Consider the following 19,052-nt stretch of genomic DNA (forward strand, 5'->3'; position numbering starts at 1 on the left):
TTCAGTTCCAGGCGTCGATGATCCAGTCCGCCGCCTTGCCGCCCGGTCCGCGCGGCAAGGCGGGGCCGAAGGAAAACGCGGCCGGCCGCTCGGGCGGGCTCAAGCGTTCGGCGATCCAGCCGTCCAGTTCCTGGCGCAGTGCCGCCGTCGCGACGCCCTCGCCCGCCACCACGAAGGCTTTCAGGCGGGCGCCCTCGTCCGGACGCATCGGGCGCACGACGCATTCGCGCACGTCCGGATGCAGCGCCAGCACCTCGGCCACATAGGCTGGATACACGTTCGTGCCCCCGACCTGCACCGCCTGGTCGATGCGCCCGTCCGGCACGAAGCGCTCGGCGTCGATCCACTCGAGCCGGTCCTGCAGCGGAAAACCCTGGTCCCCGCGTTCGATCGTATTCTCCTGCGCACCCCGGCGCCAGTACGGGAGCAAGCGATACGGCGCACCGGCCTCCTCCCTCCACCCGACGCCCGCCGTCTCCGAACTGCCGTAGACCTGCAGCAGGCGCATCCCGGTTGCGGCAAGCGTGCGTGCCGTCGCATCCGCACACGGCGCGCCGGAACTGACGCCGGCCACGTCGCCGGGAAAGCCCGGCGCCAGCGCCGCCACCTGGTGCCAGAAGTCGGGATGCGCCACCACCAGGTCCCCCGGCGCCAGCTGCGCGGCCAGGGCCGCCGGCGAGGAAGCGCGCAGGTCGAGCACCGGCAGCGGCGCCGCCCCATCCTGCGGCAGCAACACGGTGAACAGGAAACCGTAGATATGATGGGCCGGCACGGCCGCCAGCACGCGGCGCCGGCCGGGCAGCAGGCGCGCCAGTTCGTCGACTTCGCGCCACAAGTCCGCGAGCGTATGCGCACAGCGCTTCGGCGCGCCCGAGCTGCCCGAGGTGCGGAAGGTCAGCACGCCGTCCTCGCGCGCCAGGCTGGCCCGGGCACAGGCGATCCAGTCGGCCAGCCCGGTCTGCGCCAGCAAGGCGTCCTCCATGCCGGCGCGCGCAAATCCCAGCAGGTCGGCCAGGCTGGTCGCGGCGCCCATCAGGTCGAGCGAATCGGCGCCGAGATCGGCCACCAGGTCGAGGCCGGGAGGCCAGGAGGACGGGACAGGAAGCGGCCGTCCGGGCCGCGCGGCCGCCAGTTCCGCCGCGACGAGGTCGCGCACGAGGCGGGCGAGTGCGGGTTCGTGCCGCCACCAGCGTGTCTTTACAGGCGCTTGCATTTGCTTCTTTCGCGACAGTTCGGGGCTGGCGATGGTGCAGCGGGCCGCCTTTTCTGTCAACATCGTGACCGCAAGCGCCCTGCACGATTGACACCCGCGCTCGTGCATGCCAACATTTGTTTCTCAAAATCAATTCGCAAATTCGTCAATTCACCAATTCGGCCATCCGGCGGAGATCCAACATGACCAGTGCACCCCCCACCTTCGACACGCGCGGCCTGGCCGACATCCTCGACGCCAGCAGCCAGGAACAGCTCGACACGCTCGACTTCGGCGTGATCGGCTTCGACGCCGACGCCAGGGTCCAGCGCTACAACGCCTTCGAATCGCAGGCCGCCGGGCTGTCGCCGCAGCGCGTGATCGGCGAGCCGCTGTTCACCAACGTCGCGCCCTGCCTGAACAACTTCATGGTGGCCCAGCGTTTCGAAGACGCCGCCTTCGACGCGGCCGAACTCGACGACACGATCGACTACGTGCTGACCCTGCGCATGCGTCCGATCAAGGTCAAGCTGCGCCTGCTGGCCAGCGCCGCCAGCGGCACCCGCTACGTGCTGGTCCAGCGCCGGTGATCGACTTCTCCAACGACGTGGACGCGAACGCGGAAAGCCTGCGCGCCGAGCACGAAGCCCTGATGCAGTTCCTGTACCTGGCCCCGGTCGGCCTGGTACAAGCCGGCATCGACGGCGAGATCGTGATGATCAACCCGATCTCGGCCCAGCTCCTGATGCCGCTGTCGCCGGACGGCAGCCTGACGAACCTGTTCACCGCGCTGGAAAGCGTGGCGCCCGACCTGCGCCTCCAGTGCGCCCAATACCCGAAAGCCAACGGCATGGTCTTCGAAGGCGAGCACATCCACCTGCGCGCCGACGACAGCATCCGCGGCACGCCGCAGATCCTGTCGCTGACCCTGCTGAAACTGGACGCCGCGCGCGTCATGGCCGTGATCCAGGACGTGACGGCCGAAGTGCGGCGCGAACGCCAGCTGCGCCAGAGCGACGCCTGGCTCAACGCCATCCTGACCCGCATCAGCGACTACGCCCTGGCCGCGGTCGATCGCGCGGGCCGCCTGTGCGACTGGAACGAGAGCATCGCGCGCGTCACCGGTTTCGGCGAGCACATCGTCGGCTCGCCCTATTCCATCTTCTATCCGCCCGACGCGATGACCGGCGAGCACCTGCTCGACCGCCTGCGCGAGGCCGACACCAACGGCTGGAGCATGGACGAAGGCCTGCGCCTGCGCGCCGACGGCAGCCAGTTCTGGTGCAGCGCGCTGATCGCGCCCTTGCCGGACCGCGAAGCCTTCGGCGACGATCCGGCCGCACCGCGCTACTGCCTGATCCTGCGCGACATCAGCGACAAGCGCGCCGCCACCGAGAAGCGGCGCCAGGCCGCCTTCTGCGACCATCTGACCTCGCTGGCGAACCGGCGCGCCTTTTTCGAAGCCGCCGAGCTCGAACTCGACCGCGCGGCCCACACCCCGCGTTCGCTGGCCCTGATCGTGTTCGACGCCGACCACTTCAAGCACATCAACGACCGCTACGGCCACCCGGCCGGCGACCGCGTGCTGTGCGACCTGGCCAACGTCCTGCGCGACACCTTCCGCGCGGTCGACACGGTGGCGCGCCTGGGCGGCGAGGAATTCGCCGTGCTGCTGCCCTCGACCGGCATCGAGCAGGCGCTGGCCGGCGCCGAGCGCCTGCGCGCGCTGGTGGCGACCCGCCTGGTCGCGGCCGACGGCGCCGAGATCGCCTACACCGTCAGCGCGGGCGTGGCGATCCTGGACGGCACGGCTGGCGGCATCGACCTCCTGATCAAGCGCGCCGACGAGGCGCTTTACCAGGCCAAGGCGCAGGGACGCAACCGCGTCGCGCCCTGGACTCCCGAACTGACTCTTCATGAAAACACTCCACAGCGAAGCCGCAATGCGGATTGAGCAGATCGACGCCTACGAGGCCCTGGTGCAGTTCCTGTACCGGGCCCCGATCGGCCTCGTGCAGACGGGGCTCGATGGCGCTGTCGAGATGCTCAATCCGATGGCCTCGAACCTGCTGATGCCGCTCGCCCGCGACGGCGGACTGGATAACCTGTTCGCGACCCTGGAAGCGGTTGCACCTCAGCTGAAACAGCTGGCGGACGCCTTCGACCAGCCTTCGGGCGTGGTCTGCGAGGCGCTGCGCGTGCCGCTCGGCGACGACCACAGCGCGCCCGGCGCGCCGCAGGTGCTGTCGATCAGCCTGTTGAAACTCGATCCGGAACGCCTGATGGCGGCGCTCACCGACGCCACCCTGGAGATGCAGCGCGAGCAGGAAAACCTGCGCCGGCGCCTGCGCAGCGCGGCGCGCACCGACGCCCTGACCCGGCTGCCGAACCGCGCCGCGGCGCGCGAGCAGCTGCAAGGCCTGCTCGACCGCGGGGCGAGCGCGGACCGCTTTGCGCTGCTGTTCCTCAATTGCGACCGCTTCCGCCAGATCAACGACACCCTCGGCCAGAGCGCGGGCGACCGCCTGCTCACCTCCATTGGCGACCGCCTGCTGGCGGCGCTGGCCGACCGCATGCGTGCCGGCGGCCTGCCCGCGAACGGCCGGGTCGACCCGGCCGCGGGCGGGACCGGCCTGGTGGCGCGCGTCGGCGGCGACGAATTCGTGGTGCTGCTGGACGGCCTGCGCCATCCGGACGAAGCCGAGCGCCTGGCCCTGCGCCTGCTCGACACGCTGGCGCGGCCGCACCAGGTCGACGGCCATGAAGTGGCCTGCCGGGCGAGCATCGGTTTGTTCTGGGGCGGTGAGCCTGGCAAGGACGGCGAGATCGCCGGCGACGCCGACGCGGCGATCGGCGACGCCAGCATCGCCATGATCGAGGCCAAGCGCGCCGGCGGTGCGCGCCACGTGATGTTCGAGGCGGCCATGCGCGAGCGCGCCGCGCGCCGCGCCGACATCGAGGCGCAGCTGCGCACGGCGCTGGCGGAAGAACAGCTGTTCGTCATGTACCAGCCGGTGGTCGGCCTGAATCCCGACGGCTCGACCGACCACTCGGCCGGCGTCGAGGCCCTGGTGCGCTGGCAGCATCCGACGCGCGGTCTGGTGCCGCCCTTCGATTTCATCGGCGTGGCCGAGGAATGCGGGCTGATCGACCAGATCGGCGACTTCGTGCTGGAACGCTCCTGCGTCGACTTCATGCGCTGGCGCGCGCAGCTGGGCGGGGCCGCGCCGCGCCTGATGGCCGTGAACCTGTCGCGCGCCCAGCTGGCCCAGCCCGACTGGACGGCGAAAGTGGCGAACGTGCTGGCCCGCACCGGCATGCCGCCCGAGAGCCTGCAGCTCGAAGTCACCGAAAGCCTGGCCGCCCAGGACGAGCAGATCCAGGTGCGCCTGCACGAACTGAAAAGCCTCGGCATCAAGCTGGCGCTGGACGATTTTGGCACCGGCTATTCCTCGCTGTCGAGCCTGCACCTGTTGCCGGTCGACACCGTCAAGATCGACCGCTCCTTCGTCTGCAAGGCCGATACCAGCCATCACCACCGGGTGCTGATCGAAGCCACGGTCAAGGTCGCGCAGAGCCTGGGCATGAACACGGTGGCCGAAGGCATCGAAACGGCCGCCCAGCTCGACGCCGTGCGCGCCCAGCTCTGCGCCAAGGGCCAGGGCTATCTGTTCAGCCGGCCGCTGGTGTCGAATGCGCTGGTGGAGTGGATCGGCGCAAATCGCTGACACCGAGGGCGGCACCGGGGCTGACGCTGTCCGGCCCGTCCTACACGGCGGGCCTCCCCCTTCCTATGGCGCCCCTTTGCGCGCCGTCGCATCATGGCAAGCGCCATCCACCGGGGGCGCGGCCATGAATCAGGCGCGCCGCGCTGACATGCGGTCACCGCTGCACATTAACTGTCCGGTATCTCCTACACGTATTAACGTTCCCTTCCTATGGCGGCGGCAAACGGGTGCTCGCATGATAAAGACCTCAAACCAATCTGGAGGGAAAAGAATATGAAACGAACCACACTGAGCATCATCCTCGCCGCCTCGATGGGCCTGGGCCTGGCCGCCTGCAAGTCGACCGACACGATGGACAGCTCGTCGGGCAGCAGCACGATGGGTTCGACGAAGAGCGGCAGCGGCGCCATGACCGAACGCGGCAACCCGACCACCGGCGCTACCGGCAGCACGCCGACCACCAGCTCGACCGGCACCACCACGGGCTCCGGCGCCTGGGGCAGCGGCACGGCGGGCGCAGCCGGCACGACGGGCACCAGCGACACCAGCGGCACCAGCGGTACGACGGGGACGACCGGCACCACCAGCACCCCGCCCACGACGGGCACGGGCACCGGCCGATAGTTCGGCTTCACCCGCGGCTTGACCGGCACGCCTCCCCTGCGAGGAGAAGTGCCGGCAGAGCGCCGGTCGCCGGCATGGCGACCGGTGCCCTACCCCAGCAAGCCATGCTCGATCGCATAGCGGGTCAGCTCGGCGTTACTTTTCATTCCCATTTTGTCGAGCACCCGCGCACGGTAGGTGGTCACCGTACTCGGGCTCAGGTGCAGCTGCCCGGCGATCCTGACCAGGCTCTCGCCTTCCGCGAGCCGCTTCAGCACCTCGAGTTCGCGGTCGGACAGCAGCGCGTGTGATCCCAGCCGGTCGCCGCCGAGCATGCCGGCAAACCGTTCCATCGTCTCCGGCGTCAGGTATCTGCCGCCGGCAGCTGCTTTGCGGACCGCGGCAACGATGACGTCGGTGCTGCTGTTCTTGTTCAGGTATCCGGCCGCGCCCTGCCTGAAGGCGCGCAGCGCGTAGGTTTCCTCGGGATAGGCCGTCAGCACGACGGCCGCGGTTTCCGGCTTCAGCGTCCGCAAGCGCTTGATGAGATCCAGTCCGCTTTTGTCGGGCAAGTTGATGTCCACGAGAACGACATCGACGTCGTGCTCGTTCGCGAACTGCAACGCGTCCTGTGCCGTCTCCGCTTCGCCGACCACTTCGATGTCGTCGGCCGTTCCCAACATCAGGCGTATGCCGTTACGCACGACGCGATGATCGTCCACCAACAAAATGCTGATCCTGTCAGTGCTCATCCGTTTCACCCCTCCCACACCCAGCTGCTCCCCGCATCATTCCGCCCACATCACTCCCCGGCCAGCTCGATCCGGTTGCGCCCGCCCGCCTTGGCGCGATACAGCGCCGCGTCGGCCAGCTGCAGCAGGCCGCTGCAGGACATGCCCTGGCCGGGGCCGGCGGCGGCGACGCCGATGCTGAGCGAACTCGGAATCGCGCCGAACCCGGTCTGTACCGGTTGCGCGGCCACCGCCGAGCGTACCCGTTCGGCGACCTCCATCGCACCGGCGGCATCGCAGGCCGGCAGCACGATCAGCAGCTCCTCGCCGCCATAGCGCCCAAGGGAATCATAGGGCCGCAGGACGCCGCCCACGCGCCGGGTCACTTCGCGCAGCACCGCGTCGCCGGCCAGGTGGCCATACACGTCGTTGGTGCGCTTGAAATGGTCGAGGTCGCCGAAAATGACCGCCACCGGCTGGTGCTCACGGCCCAGGCGCACCAGCTCCTTTTCGAGGATATCGATGACCGCGCCGCGATTGTAGATGCCGGTCAGCGCATCATGGCTCGCCTTGAGCCGTAATTGCTGTTCCAGTTCGCTGATCCGGCGCCCGGCCCGTATCCGCACCTGCAACTCCTCGACGTTGAAGGGCTTGCCGATGAAATCGTCGGCGCCGGCGTTCATTGCCTCCACCACGAACTCGGTTTCGCTGCGCGAGGTCAGCATGATCAGGTAGACATAGCGGTCCTTCACGCGGCTGCGGATCAGCCGGCACACGTCGATGCCGTCCATGCCCGGCATCATCCAGTCGATGATGGCCAACATCGGCGCGTCCGGCTCCTGCAGCCGGTCGCAGGCGCTCTGGCCGTCGGCGACGGTCTCGACCTCGTAGCCCCAGTCTTCCAGCGTGTCCTGCAAATACAGCAGCGAGAGCCGGTCGTCGTCTGCGATTAATACTTTCATAGGTCTTTCTCCGTAAGCTGTGCCAGTTCGGTGGTCAATTCCGCCGCGCGCGCCTGCAAGTCCCTGACCGCTTCCTGCACGCGCCCGGGTTCCCTGTTCTTGCCGATCTGTTCGAGCCGGTTCGCCGCCTCGGCCAGCGGCTCGGCGCTGACGGTGAACGCGGCGCCCCTGAGCCGGTGCGCCAGCCGTTCGATGGCGCGCATGTCGCCGGCGGCAATCGCCAGCTGCAGCTCCGCCAGCGAATCGGGCAGGTCCTGCAGGAACAGGGCTGCCAGCTGTTTCAGCAGCGTCAGCTTGCCCCGGGTCCGTTTCAGGGCCGATTCCAGGTCGAAGGCCGTCGGTGCGCCCGTGGGCGCGGATGGCGCAGGCAAGGCCTCCGGGCCTGGCTTGCCGGGCCTGCGCTGGGTAGCCTCCAGCCGTTCGATCAGCTGATCGGTGTCGATCGGCTTGGTCAGGTAGTCGTCCATGCCGGCGGCCAGGCAGACTTCCCGGTCATCCTTCATCGCATTCGCGGTCACCGCGATGATGTGCAAATGCCTGCCGCTCAGCTGCTCGCGGCGCCGGATCTCGGCAGTGGCCTGGTAGCCGTCCATTTCCGGCATCTGGCCATCCATCAGGACCACGTCGAATGGCTGGCCGGGCGGCTCGTGCTCGAGCAACTGCAAGACCTCCAGGCCGTTCCTGGCGATCGAGAAGGAATGGCCCAGCCCGGACAGGATGGCCGCGATCAGTACCTGGTTGATGTGGTGGTCTTCGGCGACGAGCACATTCAGTTTGCGCGCCGGGACCGCGCGCAGCGGCAATGGGTGCTCCGGCGCCCCGCCCCTGCCGGCCGGGGCGGCGCTGGCGGCCGAGGCGATCGCATCGAACAGTTCCGACTGCTTGACCGGCTTGCGCACGAAGCGGGTCACGCCCAGGGCGTTGCAACGGGCGATTTCCGCCGACGCGTCGCTGGAGGACAGCATCATCACGGTACCGCCGGCCAGGACCGGCGACGCCTTGATTGCCTTCGCCAGCTCGAAGCCGTCGAACTGCGGCATGCCGGCATCGAGCAGGACCAGCGGGAACGGGGTGCCGCGCGCCGCCTGCTCGCGCATTTCCGCGAGCGCCTGGCGGCCATCGGCCGCCAGCACCGGCTGCATGCCCCAGCTGACCAGGATCTCGGCCAGTATCAGGCGGTTCGAGCGGTTGTCGTCGACCACCAGCACCGGCATGTTCTTCAAGGCCGGCGCCTGCTGCCCGATGCCGGGGGCGGGCTGGTGTTCAGGCAGCCCGAGGCGCACCGCAAGATGGAAGGTGGTTCCCTTGCCGGGTTCGCTTTCGACCCGGATCGTGCCGTCCATCAGTGCAACCAGCTGGGAAACGATGGTCAGGCCGAGCCCGGTTCCGCCGTACTGGCGGGTGGTCGAACTGTCGGCCTGGGCGAAGGCGGCGAAGATGTGGGCCTGCTGCTCGGGCGACATGCCGATCCCGCTGTCGGCCACGCTGATATGCAACAGGGTGCCCGCGTCCCCTTGCGGCTCGCCGGCCACGCGCACCACCACCTCGCCCTGCCTGGTGAATTTGAGCGCGTTGCCGGCGAGGTTGACGATGATTTGCGCCAGCCGCCCGGGGTCGCCCACCAGCAGGGCCGGCACGTCGGGCGCGACGTGATAGGCCAGTTCGAGGCCCTTTTCGCTGGCGCTCGCCGAAAACGTCTTCAAGGTATTGCCGACCGCCTCGCGTACGTCGAACTCGACCGCATCGAGTTCCAGCTTGCGCGCTTCCATCTTGGAGAAGTCGAGGATGTCGTTCAACAGCCGCAACAGCGAATCGGCCGACGATTTCATCAAGCCCAGGTATTCGCGCTGCTGCGCGGACAACTGCGTGTTCAGCACCAGGCTGGTGAGCCCGATCACGCCGTTCATCGGCGTGCGGATCTCGTGGCTCATGTTGGCCAGGAACTCGCTCTTGGCCTGGTTGGCCGCTTCCGCCTTGTGCTTGGCATCCTCGAGCTCCTGCTCGTAACGCTTGAGCAGGGTGATGTCGTGATCGCTGCCGCGATAACCAAGCAACTTGCCGTCTTCGCTCAGCATCGGGACCGCACTCGACTGCGTGTAGCGGTCGCTGCCGTCCTTGTGGCGCCAGCGCAAGACCAGATTGGTCCAGGTGCCCTTGCCCGCGGCCAGCCTCGACAGTTCGGTGGCGACTTCCCGTTGCGCGTCCGGATGCAGGCAATCGACAATCGTCGTGCCGATCAGTTCTTCCGGCTGGAAGCCGAGGATATCGGTGACCGCCGGGTTCGCATACAGGACGCGTCCCTGCGCGTCGATCGACCAGATCCAGTCCATCGTGGTTTCGACGATCGAACGGAATTTTTCTTCGCTCTCGCGCAAGGCCTCCTCCGCGCGCTTGCGTTCGGTGACGTTCGTCAGGAAGCAGAACAGGTGCGCCTCGCCCTCCAGTTCGACCAGGTTCACCGAGATCAGCAGATCGAGCACCCTGCCGCCCTTGGCGCGCGCGCGCATCGGGAAGTCCCGGACCGAACCACGGGCCTGGATCCGCGCGACCATGGCCGCGCGTTCCTCGGGCGACAGCCAGAAATCGATGCTCAGCGACGTGTGGCCGATGACTTCGTGGCGCTCATAGCCGAGCATTTGCAACAAGGCATCGTTGACGTCGAGGAAGCCGCCGTCGGCAACACGGGTGACGGTGATTGCAACCGGGCTCAGATTGAAGACTTCGGAAAAACGCGACTCGGACTGGCGCAGGCGCGCTTCGGCCTCCTTGCGTTGGGTCACGTCCATCATCGCACCGATCGCCCTGGTCGGGTTGCCGTCCTCGTCACGGATGATGTAGGCGCGGTCGTGAATGTGCATGTAGCTGCCGTCGGCCCGGGCGAAGCGGTAGTCCTGGGCCCAGAACCGGCAGCCGCTCGCCAGCTCCCGGTCGACGACGGCCAGCAGCGCCTCGCGGTCTTCCGGATGGACCCGGTCGCGCCACCAGGCCGGGCCGCTCTCGACCTCCTCCGGCCTGTAGCCGAACTGATGGATGAGGCCTTCGTTCCACCACGTCTGTTCGGTCGCGAAATCGAGATCCCACACCACGTCGTTGGTCGCCTGCGACACCAGCCGGAAGCGCTCTTCGGCCTTGCGCATCTCCTGTTCGGCATGCCGGCGCCGGCTGATGTCGCGCACGATGCCGACGAACAGGCGCTGGCCTTCGACCCGCATTTCGCGAATCGCAATTTGCATCGGGAACTCGCTGCCGTCCTTGCGCTGGCCGTGCACGTCGATCGCCGCGCCGCCGATGATGCTGGCGGTACCGGTGCGTGCATAGTCGGCCATGATCCGGGCATGGTTGCGCCTGAAGCGCGCCGGGATCAGCATCTCGAAGTGGCAGCCCGCGGCCTCGTCCAGCTCGTAGCCGAACATTGCCGCGGCGGCCGGGTTGATCGACTCGATCCTGCCCTGTTCGTCGATGGTGATCAGGCCGTCGGCAACGTTGTCGACCACCGAGCGGATCCGCGCTTCATTGATGTCGGCCTTGCGTTTGGCTGCCAGCAAGGAGGTCACCAGCGGCACCAGCTGCCAGCGCAGCAACAGCAGGCTGGCGGCCACCAGCAGCGTCAGCAGCACCAGCAGATCGGTCATCTGCGCCCTGATCTGCGCAAACAGTTCGGCCGTATCCTGCTTCACCACCACGCCCAGGCCGAAGCCGCGTACCGGGCCGTGGGCCGCGATCACCTGCTGCCCGCGCCCGTCCGCCAGCGTGACCACACCGGCCTGCCCGTCCAGCGCACGGCTGGCGGGCCACGGCTGGCCTTTGGTTACACGGTCGATGACGGGATAGCCGGACAGCACGAGGCGGGTCGGCAGGCAGCGCATCTGCCCGGCGCTGAGCGCCGCGCACATGATGATGTCGCCGGTTTTCCCCAGCAAGCTGGCATCGGCCAGCAATTTGTCGATCGCCGGCATGGCGTTCTGCAGCACCAATGTTCCGAAACGCTTGCCCTTGTAAATGACCGGCACATCCACCTGCATGATCGCGTGCTCGTCCCAGAGCAGGGTCGCCCCCTGGCGCAAGGGCAGGGCCAGGCGCGCCTCGCGCACCAGGTGGCCGCGCTGCAGGATGGCCGCGCCGTCGGCCGCGAGCACCGCCATGCCGGCGTCCATGTCCCCCATGACGTGCAGGTCCATCTTTGCCAGCGCTGCGGCGCGGTCGCGCGCCGGGTGGGCCGCGATCTCCTGCAGCGAGGCCAGCAGGGACGGGTCGGACGCCAGCGCACGCGCCAGCTTGACCCGGTCGTCGAGGACGATTTCCAGCAATTGCGTGCGGTTGGCGAGCGCCGCTTCCAGGTTCTGCTTGAGCGACGCCTCGGTGCGCTGGATCGACAGCACGAATCCCGCCAGTCCGCCGGTGAAGGCGAGCACGAACAGGATCAGGGTGGCGAATGCGGCAATCCGCTTGTCCTCGCGGTCGGCATACACGCCGTTGAGCTTGAGTGTGCGGAACCAGAGCGCCCACAGTCCGGCACCGAGCAGGATGAAACCGATCGCCGTGTGCGGCGCCATGCGCGCAAACCGGTACCAGTTATAGAGCAGTTCGAGCTTGAGCGAATAGCCGACCAGGCTGAAGATCCCGGCCGCGAGGATACCGTGGACCAGCACCTGGAGGGCGAGCTGGGCCGCCCGCGACGAGCGCAGCCGCTGCATCAGCATCAGGCAGGCGCCGGTCAGGATGAAGCCGGCGCTGGTCAGCGGCGCCATCCGGCCCGGGTGCGGGTTGCCGTCATCGAACCACTGGGTGACGAACAACTGGTCGATGCCGAAATCCGTGCCGAGAACGTCCTGCAGCCCGATTGTGGCGGCAAGGGCGGCAACCAGCAGGCCGGCCGCCTGCTGGCCCCTTTCGCGCAGACCCGGTCGCGATTCCGGCAACACCAGCGCGCCGCCGGCCACGAAGAAGCTCAGGGCGACGTTGAACAGCATCGGGAAATAGTTGGGCGTGAGATGGACCAGGCGCGTCTGGCCGGTCCACCAGCCCGCCATGACCACCAGGCCAAGCAGTGAAACCAGGATACCTGCCGCCTGGTGCGGCCGAAGCTTGCGCATGGAGTGTACGTTTGAAATCAGGTTGGCGTGACCGACCACCGGCGCCCATCCTGAAAGGCGTGCACAGGCAGTCGGTCCACAGCGCGGAAAACACTTGCCGCGGATGATGAAGAAGGGACAGCCGTCGGTAAAGACGTCCCGCATTTTGCCCCAGCGGCCAACAAAAAGATAGCCGCAGGGCAATTTTGTAATATTTTATTCGCAGGCTTTGTAACCATTGGTGGAATGCCGGCACCGGCCCCGCACCGGCTGTCACCCCCGACCCGGCAGCATGTGCTGCGGAACAGGGACCGAAAGTAGCACCCGTTTGTTGCGGTGCAACAACGGCTGCGTCCCGCCCGATGCAATGCGGTGCGCGCCGCTAGCGCGTCCGCGCCCCCATGAAGGCGTCGATCAGGTCCGCTGCAAGTGGCCGGCTGAACAGGTAGCCCTGGAACGCGTCGCACTGGTGCTGCGCCAGGAAATCGCGCTGCGCTTCGGTCTCCACGCCTTCCGCGATCACCGCCAGCCCCAGGCTCTTTCCCAGCGTGATGATGGTGCGGGCAATCGTGGCGTCGTTGCCGCCGGCCAGCACGTCCCTGACGAAGGACTGGTCGATCTTCAGCTGGTCCAGCGGCAGCCGCTTGAGGTAGGCGAGCGAGGAATAGCCGGTGCCGAAATCGTCGAGCGAGAAGCCGACGCCCTGCGCTTTGAGCGCGATCATCCTGGCGACCGTCTCTTCGACGTTGTCGATCAACAGGCCTTCGGTCAGCTCCAGCTTGAGGCGGCGCGGGTCGGCGCCGGTCCGTTCGAGCACCGCCAGCACCTGGCGCACGAAATCCGGATGGCGGAACTGGCGCGCGCTGACATTGACGGCCATGGTCAGGCCCGCAGTCCCGGGGCGCGCGCCCCAGCTTGCCAAGTGGGTACAGGCCGATTCGAGCACCCACTGCCCCAGCGGCAGGATCAGTCCGGTTTCTTCGGCCAGCGGGATGAACTCCGCCGGCGAAACCAGGCCGCGCCGCGGGTGCCGCCAGCGCACCAGCGCCTCGGCGCCGGTGGGATCGCCCCGGGCATCCACCTGCGGCTGGTAGTGAAGCAGGAACTCGCCGCGCTCCAGGCCAAGGCGCATGTCCGCCTCCAGCGCGGCACGCGTGGCGATCGCGGTCTGCATGTCAAGGTCGACAAAGCGCAAGCTATTCTGCCCGGCCGCCCTGGCCTGGTACAGCGCGAGGTAGTGGACCGGGAGCACGCTTCCATTCTTGCTCCAGGAAACATCAGCGTCGCACCGGCCGCGACGGCCGGTGTGCGAAGCCTGGTCGCTGGGGCAGGCATGGACCGGATACGGGTCGCCATGCGCGTGCTGGTAATCCGTCACCGCGCTGTCGAACAGGCGGGCCAGGCGGCGATACTCGAGCGCCACCATCACTTGCCGTGCGAGTGTGGACAGGGCCGCGGTTTGTGCTTCGGTGAGGGTGCGCGGCACGCGGTCGATGACGGCGATGGTGCCGAGCGCGAACCCGTCGGGCGACACCAGGGGCATGCCGGCATAAAACCGGATGCCGGTCGTGCCGGTGACGAGCGGGTTGTGCGCAAACCTCGGGTCCTCATATGCGTCAGGCACCTCGAACAGTCCGGTGCCGGCAATGGCATGGGCGCAGAATGCGATCGCGCGATCGGTTCCTGCCATATCGAGTCCCGTCACGGCCTTGAACCATTGGCGCCGTTCGTCGACAAAGGTGATCGCGGCAACCGGCGCCTCGCAGATCTGGGCGGCCAGGCGCACCAGCTGGTCGAAGTCGGTCTCCCGCGGCGTATCGAGGATAGCGTATGACTTGAGTACATTCAGGCGACCTTGCTCGTCGCGTACGGCTTGGATCATGGGTCGATGCTCGCTTCAGGTTGGGCCTTGCTGCAGGCAACTCGAGCCAGGCCCGGCTCCGGCCCGGCGGCGTAGCGATTGGCGGCAGTATGCGCGCACCGGCCAGGGACCGGTATCGGCGATCCAACGACGTTTTGTAGTGGTTCAGCTACAAGCGATCTCGCCGCTGCGATCGCGCTCCTGTCGGGTAGAATCGGGGTTTGCTGGCGCCGACGGATAGCTGACGATGAAAAAATGGCTTGCACAATGGTTCGGCGGGACGCACTCCGTCCCGGTGCCTGCGGCCGTCCCCGCACCCGCGCCCCGGGCGGCGGCGCTGCGCGGCGCCGGCGCCGAGGTCGGCATCGCCTTCCTGAAGTGGCTGGCCGGCCCTGCGGCCAACGAGGCCCAGGCGCCCGCCGCGCGCCTGGTTCTCGACGAGCTCGCGCGCCTCGCGCACACGCCATCCGCCGCGGCCGGCCTGGTGCCGCGCGTCCCGGCCGTCATTCCCCAGCTCCTGCGCAGCCTGCGCGACGACAGCGTCTCGGCAGCCGACCTGTCGCGCCAGCTCTCGCAGGACGTGGTGCTGGTGGCCGAAGTGATCCGCGAAGCCAACAGTCCGTACTACCGTTCGTCGACCCCGGTGCGCACCATCGAAGGCGCCGTCGTGATGCTGGGGCAGAACGGGATGCGGATGCTGCTCGCGCGCGTTGCCTTCCGCCCGATCATCAGCATGCAGACGGGCCGCCTGGCGCGCCAGGTCGCACCGCAGGTCTGGAGCCAGTCCGAGAAATGTGCGCTGGCCGCCAGCCTGCTGGCACCCGCGCTCGGCGCCAATCCCTTCGAGGCTTACCTGGCAGGCTTGATGAAGAACGTCGGCCTGATCGTCGCCTTCCGCGTCATCGACCAGGCCGGTCCCGGCGACAGCTTGCCGCAGTCGGACGGGTTCCTGGGCGCGCTGCTGGTGTCGGCGCGCGCGCTGTCGGCTGCGATCGCGCGCGAGTGGGAATTTCCGCCCGGGGTGGTGCAGGCGATCGGGCAGGCCTGGGATGCGGAGGCGCCGCCGCTGGCGCAGGCACTCGCGCAAGGCGATCGGCTGGCCACCCTGCGCGTGCTGGCCGATGGCGGCGTGCTCGGCGACGACGACCCGCAGCTGGTGGACGGTATGGACGCCGTCCAGCGCAGCTGTTTCGACAAGCTCCATGACAAGGAAAACGATGCCGTTCCCGATTGAGCACAAGCTGGTCATTGGCGTCGCCTCCAGCGCCCTGTTCGACCTCTCCGAATCGCACCAGGTCTATCTCGACAAGGGCCCCGAAGAATACCGGCTCTACCAGGAAGCGCACCTCGACGCCATCCTCGGCAAGGGCGTGGCCTTTCCCTTCATCCGGCGCTTCCTGAACATCAATGCCTGCTTCCCGGACGAGTCCCCGGTCGAGGTGGTGCTGTTCTCGCGCAATTCGCCGGAAACGGGACTGCGCGTGATGCGCTCGATCGCCCATTACGGGCTCGACATCTCGCGCGCCGCCTTCATGGCCGGCAAGTCGCCGTACAGTTACCTGCCCGCCTTCAACGCCTCGCTGTTCCTGAGCGCGAACGAGGAAGACGTCAGGAGCGCGATCGCCGTGAATTATCCGGCCGGCCTGGTCCTGCCTTCGCAGATCGACGACGGCGAGGAGGACCTGGAACTGCGCGTGGCCTTCGACTTCGACGGCGTGCTGGCCGACGACGAATCGGAAGCCGTCTTCAAGCGCGACGGCCTCGACCGGTTCCACGCCCACGAGACCCTGCACATGGAGCGCCCGCACAGTCCGGGGCCGCTGGCGAACATGTTCCAGAAACTCGCGATGATGCAGCGCCTGGAAGAGCGCGCGCAGCGCCGGGACGCGGGCTACCGCCGCATCGTCCGCATCGCCATCATCACCGCGCGCAGCGCGCCCTCGCACGAGCGCGTCGTGACGACCCTGAAGAGCTGGGGCGTGTCGGCCGACGAAACGTTTTTCCTGGGCGGGATGGACAAGGCGCGCGTGCTCGAGGTGTTCCGGCCGCATATCTTCTTCGACGACCAGCTGACCCATTTGCGCGCGACGCCGGGCGGGACGATCCCGATGGTGCATGTGCCCTTCGGGGTGGCGAACCGCGCCGCGGCGCCCGGGCCGGAATCCTCAGTCGCCTGAGGCGACGATGCGCTTGCGGCCCTCGCCCTTGGCGCGGTACAGGCGGCGGTCGACCAGCTCGATGAAGGCCTCGGGCGCATCCTGCCCGCCAGGCACGATCGTCCCCACGCCGATGCTCACCGTCAGCACGTCGTCCACGCGCGAATTACGGTGCGGGATGGCCGCACGCGCAAGCAGGCGCGCGAAACGTGCCGCGATGGCATGCGCCGCCTCCGCATTGGTGGCCGGCAGCAGCATGACGAATTCCTCGCCGCCGAGGCGCGCGCACAGGTCGCGCGTCCGGGAAGCCGTGTCGTCGAGCAGGCCGGCGACCTGCTGCAGGCACAGGTCGCCCTGCGGATGGCCGAAGCTGTCGTTGTACTGCTTGAAGAAATCGATGTCGAGCATGACCAGCGACAGCGGCTCGCCGCAGGCGCGCGCCTTGCTCCACTCGACGTCGAGAATCCTGTCGAACATGCGGCGGTTGGCGATGCCGGTCAATGCATCGCGGTAGGACATCGTCTCGAGCTCTTTCTGCAGCTGCAGGATCTTGTCCTCGGCCGCTTTTCTCTCGGTGATGTCGAACATGAAGCCGACCAGGCAGTCGACGCTGCCGTCCGGATGGCGCTTGACGTGCACCACGTCGCGGATCCACACCAGATCGCCGTCGCGGGTCAATGCCTGGTAGTCGGCCTCGTGGTCGACGCCCTGCATCGACTGCGCCACGCAGAAGTCCACCGTCTTCTGGCGGTCGCTTTCATGGATACGGTCGGCCCAGTCGTTCACCGTCTGCCAGCTGTCCTGGCGCCAGCCGAGCAGCGTCTCGATCTGCGGCCCGATATAGGTGAAGCGCATGCTGGCCCAGTCGATCTTCCAGGGAATGGCCTTGGTCGATTCGAGCAGCGTGCGGTAGACGCCGGGGTCGTCGTAGGTGGGGCTGGAGTTCATGCGGCCTCGTGGCAAGCGGTTGGCTGGAAGCTGCCGTCGGCGAGCAGGACACGGGCAACATCGAGGAGTGCGGCGGGAGCGTCCATGCGATAGAGTCCGTGAGAATCCATGCATGTTACATCATGATAATGACAAATTCTTACAGTGAGGCAATCACGCCACACTCGGGCGCCGGAGGCGGCGCGCAAGGCCTGCCAGGACTGGTTACGACGCCGGTGCACCCGGCGCTCGCGTATGATACCCATCTTTATACGGCCCACCTTCCATTTCTTTTCGCTCCATGACCACCGATTCATCCAGCCAGGACCTCAGTTTCGACGAGATCGCCTCCGCCGCTTCCGCCCTGCAGGGCGCCGGCACGCCGGTCACCCTCGACGCCCTCGTCGACGCCCTCGGCGCCGCGCCGAGCGCCATCGGCCGCCACCTGCGCGCCTGGCGCCTCGAACACGAGCAGCCGCCCGCGCCGGCCCCGGCCGAACTGCCGCCCGCCCTCCTCGCCGACCTGGCGAAATGGGCGCAGCAGCACGCCGTCGACGCCGGCGCCGGAGCGCGCGCAATGCAGGCGCGCCTCGAAGCCGACATGGACGACCTGATCGCCGCCGGCGAGCGCCTCGAAGCCGAGCGCGCCGACCTGTCCGCGCAGGTCGAGAGCGCCAGCGACGCGCGCGACGCGGCGCAGGCGGTCGCCGATGAACGCAACGAAGAAATCGAGCGCCTGAACGCCGAACTGCGCAACGCGCGCCAGGTCGCGATGGACGCCCTGGTCAGCAAGGCCAAGGACCAGCTGGCGATCGACGGCAAGGATGCCCAGCTGGCCGACCTGCGCGGGCAGCTCGAGCGCAGCGTCGCCGCTTCGTCGGCGCAATCGGATGCGCGCCTGGCAGCCGAGATGGAACTGGTCGGCGCGACCACTGCGCGCGACAGCCTGGCGCTTGAAGTCAAGGACTTGCAGGCGCAGCTGGCGGCGGCGAAAAGCGACCGCGGCGCGCTGCGCATGGAGCTGGACGCGCTGCGCAAGAAGGCGAAATAAGCCAGGCAGGGTGGGCTCCGCCCACCCTACGGCGTCACCGACACCGTCCGCTTCAGGCAGCGCAAGGTGAACGTCGAGCGCGTGTGCTTCACGCCCGGCAGTTTATATAGCTTCTGGCGCAGGAAGCGTTCGTACCCCTCCGTCCCCGACACGGCTACCTTGATCAGGTAGTCGTATTCCCCCGACAGCAAATACGCTTCCATCACTTCCGGCAGCTCGGCCAGCGCGTCCGAAAAAGCCTGCAGGATCTCATCGTCATGACGGTCGACCGTCACCTCGATGATCACCGTGTCCGGCACGCCGAGTGCGCGCTGGTCGAGCACCGCGACGTAGCCGCTGATGTGCCCCGCTTCCTCCAGCGCCCGCACCCGGTGCCAGCAAGGCGTCGGCGAGAGGTTCACCGTCTCGGCCAGCTTCTGGTTGCTGATGCGCCCGTCGCGGCTGAGCGTACGCAGGATCTTCCTGTCGATCTCGTCGAGTATTCCTTCCTTCATCGGCAGCGCCTCCTGTCTATACGAGCATAAATGGACAATCCTCCTGCATTTTATCCGATTCGAAGAAGGACCATCCACATCGGCCCGCTTTTGGCCGGGTGAACGAAAGAATATTTTTTGTGCGCTGCAGTAAAATTCTTGTTCGCCATCCCAGCAGGATGAAGCCCCGCAATCCGACGCCAAAAGCATCGTTTTGCCCGCAATGCAGCAACCAGAATTCGGAGTAGTCGTGTCGGAAGCAGTTTCACGCGCAGGTCTGGGCTACCGGGATGATT

General features: G+C 67.6%; 14 protein-coding genes. 7 read left to right on the plus strand and 7 right to left on the minus strand.

Going from position 1 to position 19,052, the window contains the following annotated elements; all coding sequences use genetic code 11:
* Window position 1: 1 nt before the first annotated feature.
* The gene (locus LPB04_RS19315; protein WP_193686101.1) at window positions 2–1,213 is read right to left on the minus strand and encodes an AMP-binding protein; all 1,212 of its coding nucleotides are present in this window, start codon (window positions 1,211–1,213) and stop codon (window positions 2–4) included.
* Between the two features lie 182 nt (window positions 1,214–1,395).
* Here LPB04_RS19315 and LPB04_RS19320 point away from each other — a divergent pair, with 182 nt between their 5' ends.
* The 4 genes from LPB04_RS19320 to LPB04_RS19335 all read left to right on the plus strand — a co-directional run bounded on the left by LPB04_RS19320 (window position 1,396) and on the right by LPB04_RS19335 (window position 5,544).
* A complete protein-coding gene (locus tag LPB04_RS19320; protein WP_193686102.1) occupies window positions 1,396–1,782 on the plus strand; it encodes a PAS domain-containing protein in 387 nt (128 codons plus the stop codon).
* Entirely contained in the window at window positions 1,779–3,146 is a 1,368-nt protein-coding gene (locus LPB04_RS19325; protein ID WP_227496487.1) for a sensor domain-containing diguanylate cyclase, read from the plus strand. The genes LPB04_RS19320 and LPB04_RS19325 overlap by 4 nt, the downstream gene beginning before the upstream one ends.
* Entirely contained in the window at window positions 3,109–4,920 is a 1,812-nt protein-coding gene (locus LPB04_RS19330; protein WP_227496488.1) for a putative bifunctional diguanylate cyclase/phosphodiesterase, read from the plus strand. Before LPB04_RS19325 ends, LPB04_RS19330 begins: the two co-directional genes overlap by 38 nt.
* Window positions 4,921–5,193: 273 nt before the next feature.
* Window positions 5,194–5,544, plus strand: a complete 351-nt coding sequence (locus tag LPB04_RS19335; protein ID WP_193686103.1) for a hypothetical protein — start codon at window positions 5,194–5,196, stop codon at window positions 5,542–5,544.
* An 89-nt stretch (window positions 5,545–5,633) separates the two neighbouring features.
* Here LPB04_RS19335 and LPB04_RS19340 read toward each other — a convergent pair whose 3' ends face one another.
* From LPB04_RS19340 to LPB04_RS24375, 4 genes are all read right to left on the minus strand, one after another.
* Window positions 5,634–6,275 carry a response regulator gene (locus LPB04_RS19340; RefSeq protein ID WP_193689099.1) on the minus strand — a complete coding sequence of 214 codons (642 nt, stop codon included), beginning with the start codon at window positions 6,273–6,275 and terminating at the stop codon, window positions 5,634–5,636.
* Between the two features lie 50 nt (window positions 6,276–6,325).
* Window positions 6,326–7,216 carry a GGDEF domain-containing response regulator gene (locus LPB04_RS19345; RefSeq protein WP_193686104.1) on the minus strand — a complete coding sequence of 297 codons (891 nt, stop codon included), beginning with the start codon at window positions 7,214–7,216 and terminating at the stop codon, window positions 6,326–6,328.
* The gene (locus LPB04_RS19350; protein ID WP_193686105.1) at window positions 7,213–12,309 is read right to left on the minus strand and encodes a PAS domain S-box protein; all 5,097 of its coding nucleotides are present in this window, start codon (window positions 12,307–12,309) and stop codon (window positions 7,213–7,215) included. Before LPB04_RS19350 ends, LPB04_RS19345 begins: the two co-directional genes overlap by 4 nt.
* Before the next feature lie 361 nt (window positions 12,310–12,670).
* On the minus strand, window positions 12,671–14,170 hold the full coding sequence (locus tag LPB04_RS24375; RefSeq protein ID WP_307727252.1) for a sensor domain-containing phosphodiesterase: 1,500 nt from the start codon (window positions 14,168–14,170) through the stop codon (window positions 12,671–12,673).
* A gap of 226 nt (window positions 14,171–14,396) precedes the next feature.
* Between LPB04_RS24375 and LPB04_RS19365 the strand changes: the two genes are divergently transcribed.
* Window positions 14,397–15,383: an HDOD domain-containing protein gene (locus LPB04_RS19365; protein ID WP_193686106.1), complete on the plus strand. Its 987-nt coding sequence runs from the start codon at window positions 14,397–14,399 to the stop codon at window positions 15,381–15,383.
* A complete protein-coding gene (locus LPB04_RS19370; protein ID WP_193686107.1) occupies window positions 15,367–16,326 on the plus strand; it encodes a 5'-nucleotidase in 960 nt (319 codons plus the stop codon). The genes LPB04_RS19365 and LPB04_RS19370 overlap by 17 nt, the downstream gene beginning before the upstream one ends.
* On the opposite strand, the gene LPB04_RS19375 is transcribed toward LPB04_RS19370, so the two are convergent.
* Window positions 16,315–17,253, minus strand: a complete 939-nt coding sequence (locus LPB04_RS19375) for a diguanylate cyclase (protein WP_193686108.1) — start codon at window positions 17,251–17,253, stop codon at window positions 16,315–16,317. The two genes, LPB04_RS19370 and LPB04_RS19375, sit on opposite strands and share 12 nt — an antisense overlap.
* A gap of 280 nt (window positions 17,254–17,533) precedes the next feature.
* On the opposite strand from LPB04_RS19375, the gene LPB04_RS19380 reads away from it, so the two are divergent.
* Window positions 17,534–18,283, plus strand: a complete 750-nt coding sequence (locus LPB04_RS19380) for a DNA-binding protein (protein WP_193686109.1) — start codon at window positions 17,534–17,536, stop codon at window positions 18,281–18,283.
* 26 nt (window positions 18,284–18,309) lie between these two features.
* Here LPB04_RS19380 and LPB04_RS19385 read toward each other — a convergent pair whose 3' ends face one another.
* The gene (locus LPB04_RS19385) at window positions 18,310–18,777 is read right to left on the minus strand and encodes an Lrp/AsnC family transcriptional regulator (RefSeq protein ID WP_193686110.1); all 468 of its coding nucleotides are present in this window, start codon (window positions 18,775–18,777) and stop codon (window positions 18,310–18,312) included.
* Window positions 18,778–19,052 lie beyond the last annotated feature (275 nt).

It is taken from the genome of Massilia litorea, assembly GCF_015101885.1.
In the GTDB taxonomy this organism is placed as follows: Bacteria; Pseudomonadota; Gammaproteobacteria; order Burkholderiales; family Burkholderiaceae_D; genus Telluria; species Telluria litorea.

Excerpts from the sequence above, each read along its gene's own strand:
- LPB04_RS19315 (WP_193686101.1), bottom strand. The coding sequence starts at position 1,213 with ATGCAAGCGCCTGTAAAGACACGCTGGTGGCGGCACGAACCCGCACTC.
- LPB04_RS19320 (WP_193686102.1), top strand. The coding sequence starts at position 1,396 with ATGACCAGTGCACCCCCCACCTTCGACACGCGCGGCCTGGCCGACATC.
- LPB04_RS19330 (WP_227496488.1), top strand. The coding sequence starts at position 3,109 with ATGAAAACACTCCACAGCGAAGCCGCAATGCGGATTGAGCAGATCGAC.
- LPB04_RS19335 (WP_193686103.1), top strand. The coding sequence starts at position 5,194 with ATGAAACGAACCACACTGAGCATCATCCTCGCCGCCTCGATGGGCCTG.
- LPB04_RS19340 (WP_193689099.1), bottom strand. The coding sequence starts at position 6,275 with ATGAGCACTGACAGGATCAGCATTTTGTTGGTGGACGATCATCGCGTC.
- LPB04_RS19345 (WP_193686104.1), bottom strand. The coding sequence starts at position 7,216 with ATGAAAGTATTAATCGCAGACGACGACCGGCTCTCGCTGCTGTATTTG.
- LPB04_RS19350 (WP_193686105.1), bottom strand. The coding sequence starts at position 12,309 with ATGCGCAAGCTTCGGCCGCACCAGGCGGCAGGTATCCTGGTTTCACTG.
- LPB04_RS24375 (WP_307727252.1), bottom strand. The coding sequence starts at position 14,170 with ATGATCCAAGCCGTACGCGACGAGCAAGGTCGCCTGAATGTACTCAAG.
- LPB04_RS19365 (WP_193686106.1), top strand. The coding sequence starts at position 14,397 with ATGAAAAAATGGCTTGCACAATGGTTCGGCGGGACGCACTCCGTCCCG.
- LPB04_RS19370 (WP_193686107.1), top strand. The coding sequence starts at position 15,367 with ATGCCGTTCCCGATTGAGCACAAGCTGGTCATTGGCGTCGCCTCCAGC.
- LPB04_RS19375 (WP_193686108.1), bottom strand. The coding sequence starts at position 17,253 with ATGAACTCCAGCCCCACCTACGACGACCCCGGCGTCTACCGCACGCTG.
- LPB04_RS19380 (WP_193686109.1), top strand. The coding sequence starts at position 17,534 with ATGACCACCGATTCATCCAGCCAGGACCTCAGTTTCGACGAGATCGCC.
- LPB04_RS19385 (WP_193686110.1), bottom strand. The coding sequence starts at position 18,777 with ATGAAGGAAGGAATACTCGACGAGATCGACAGGAAGATCCTGCGTACG.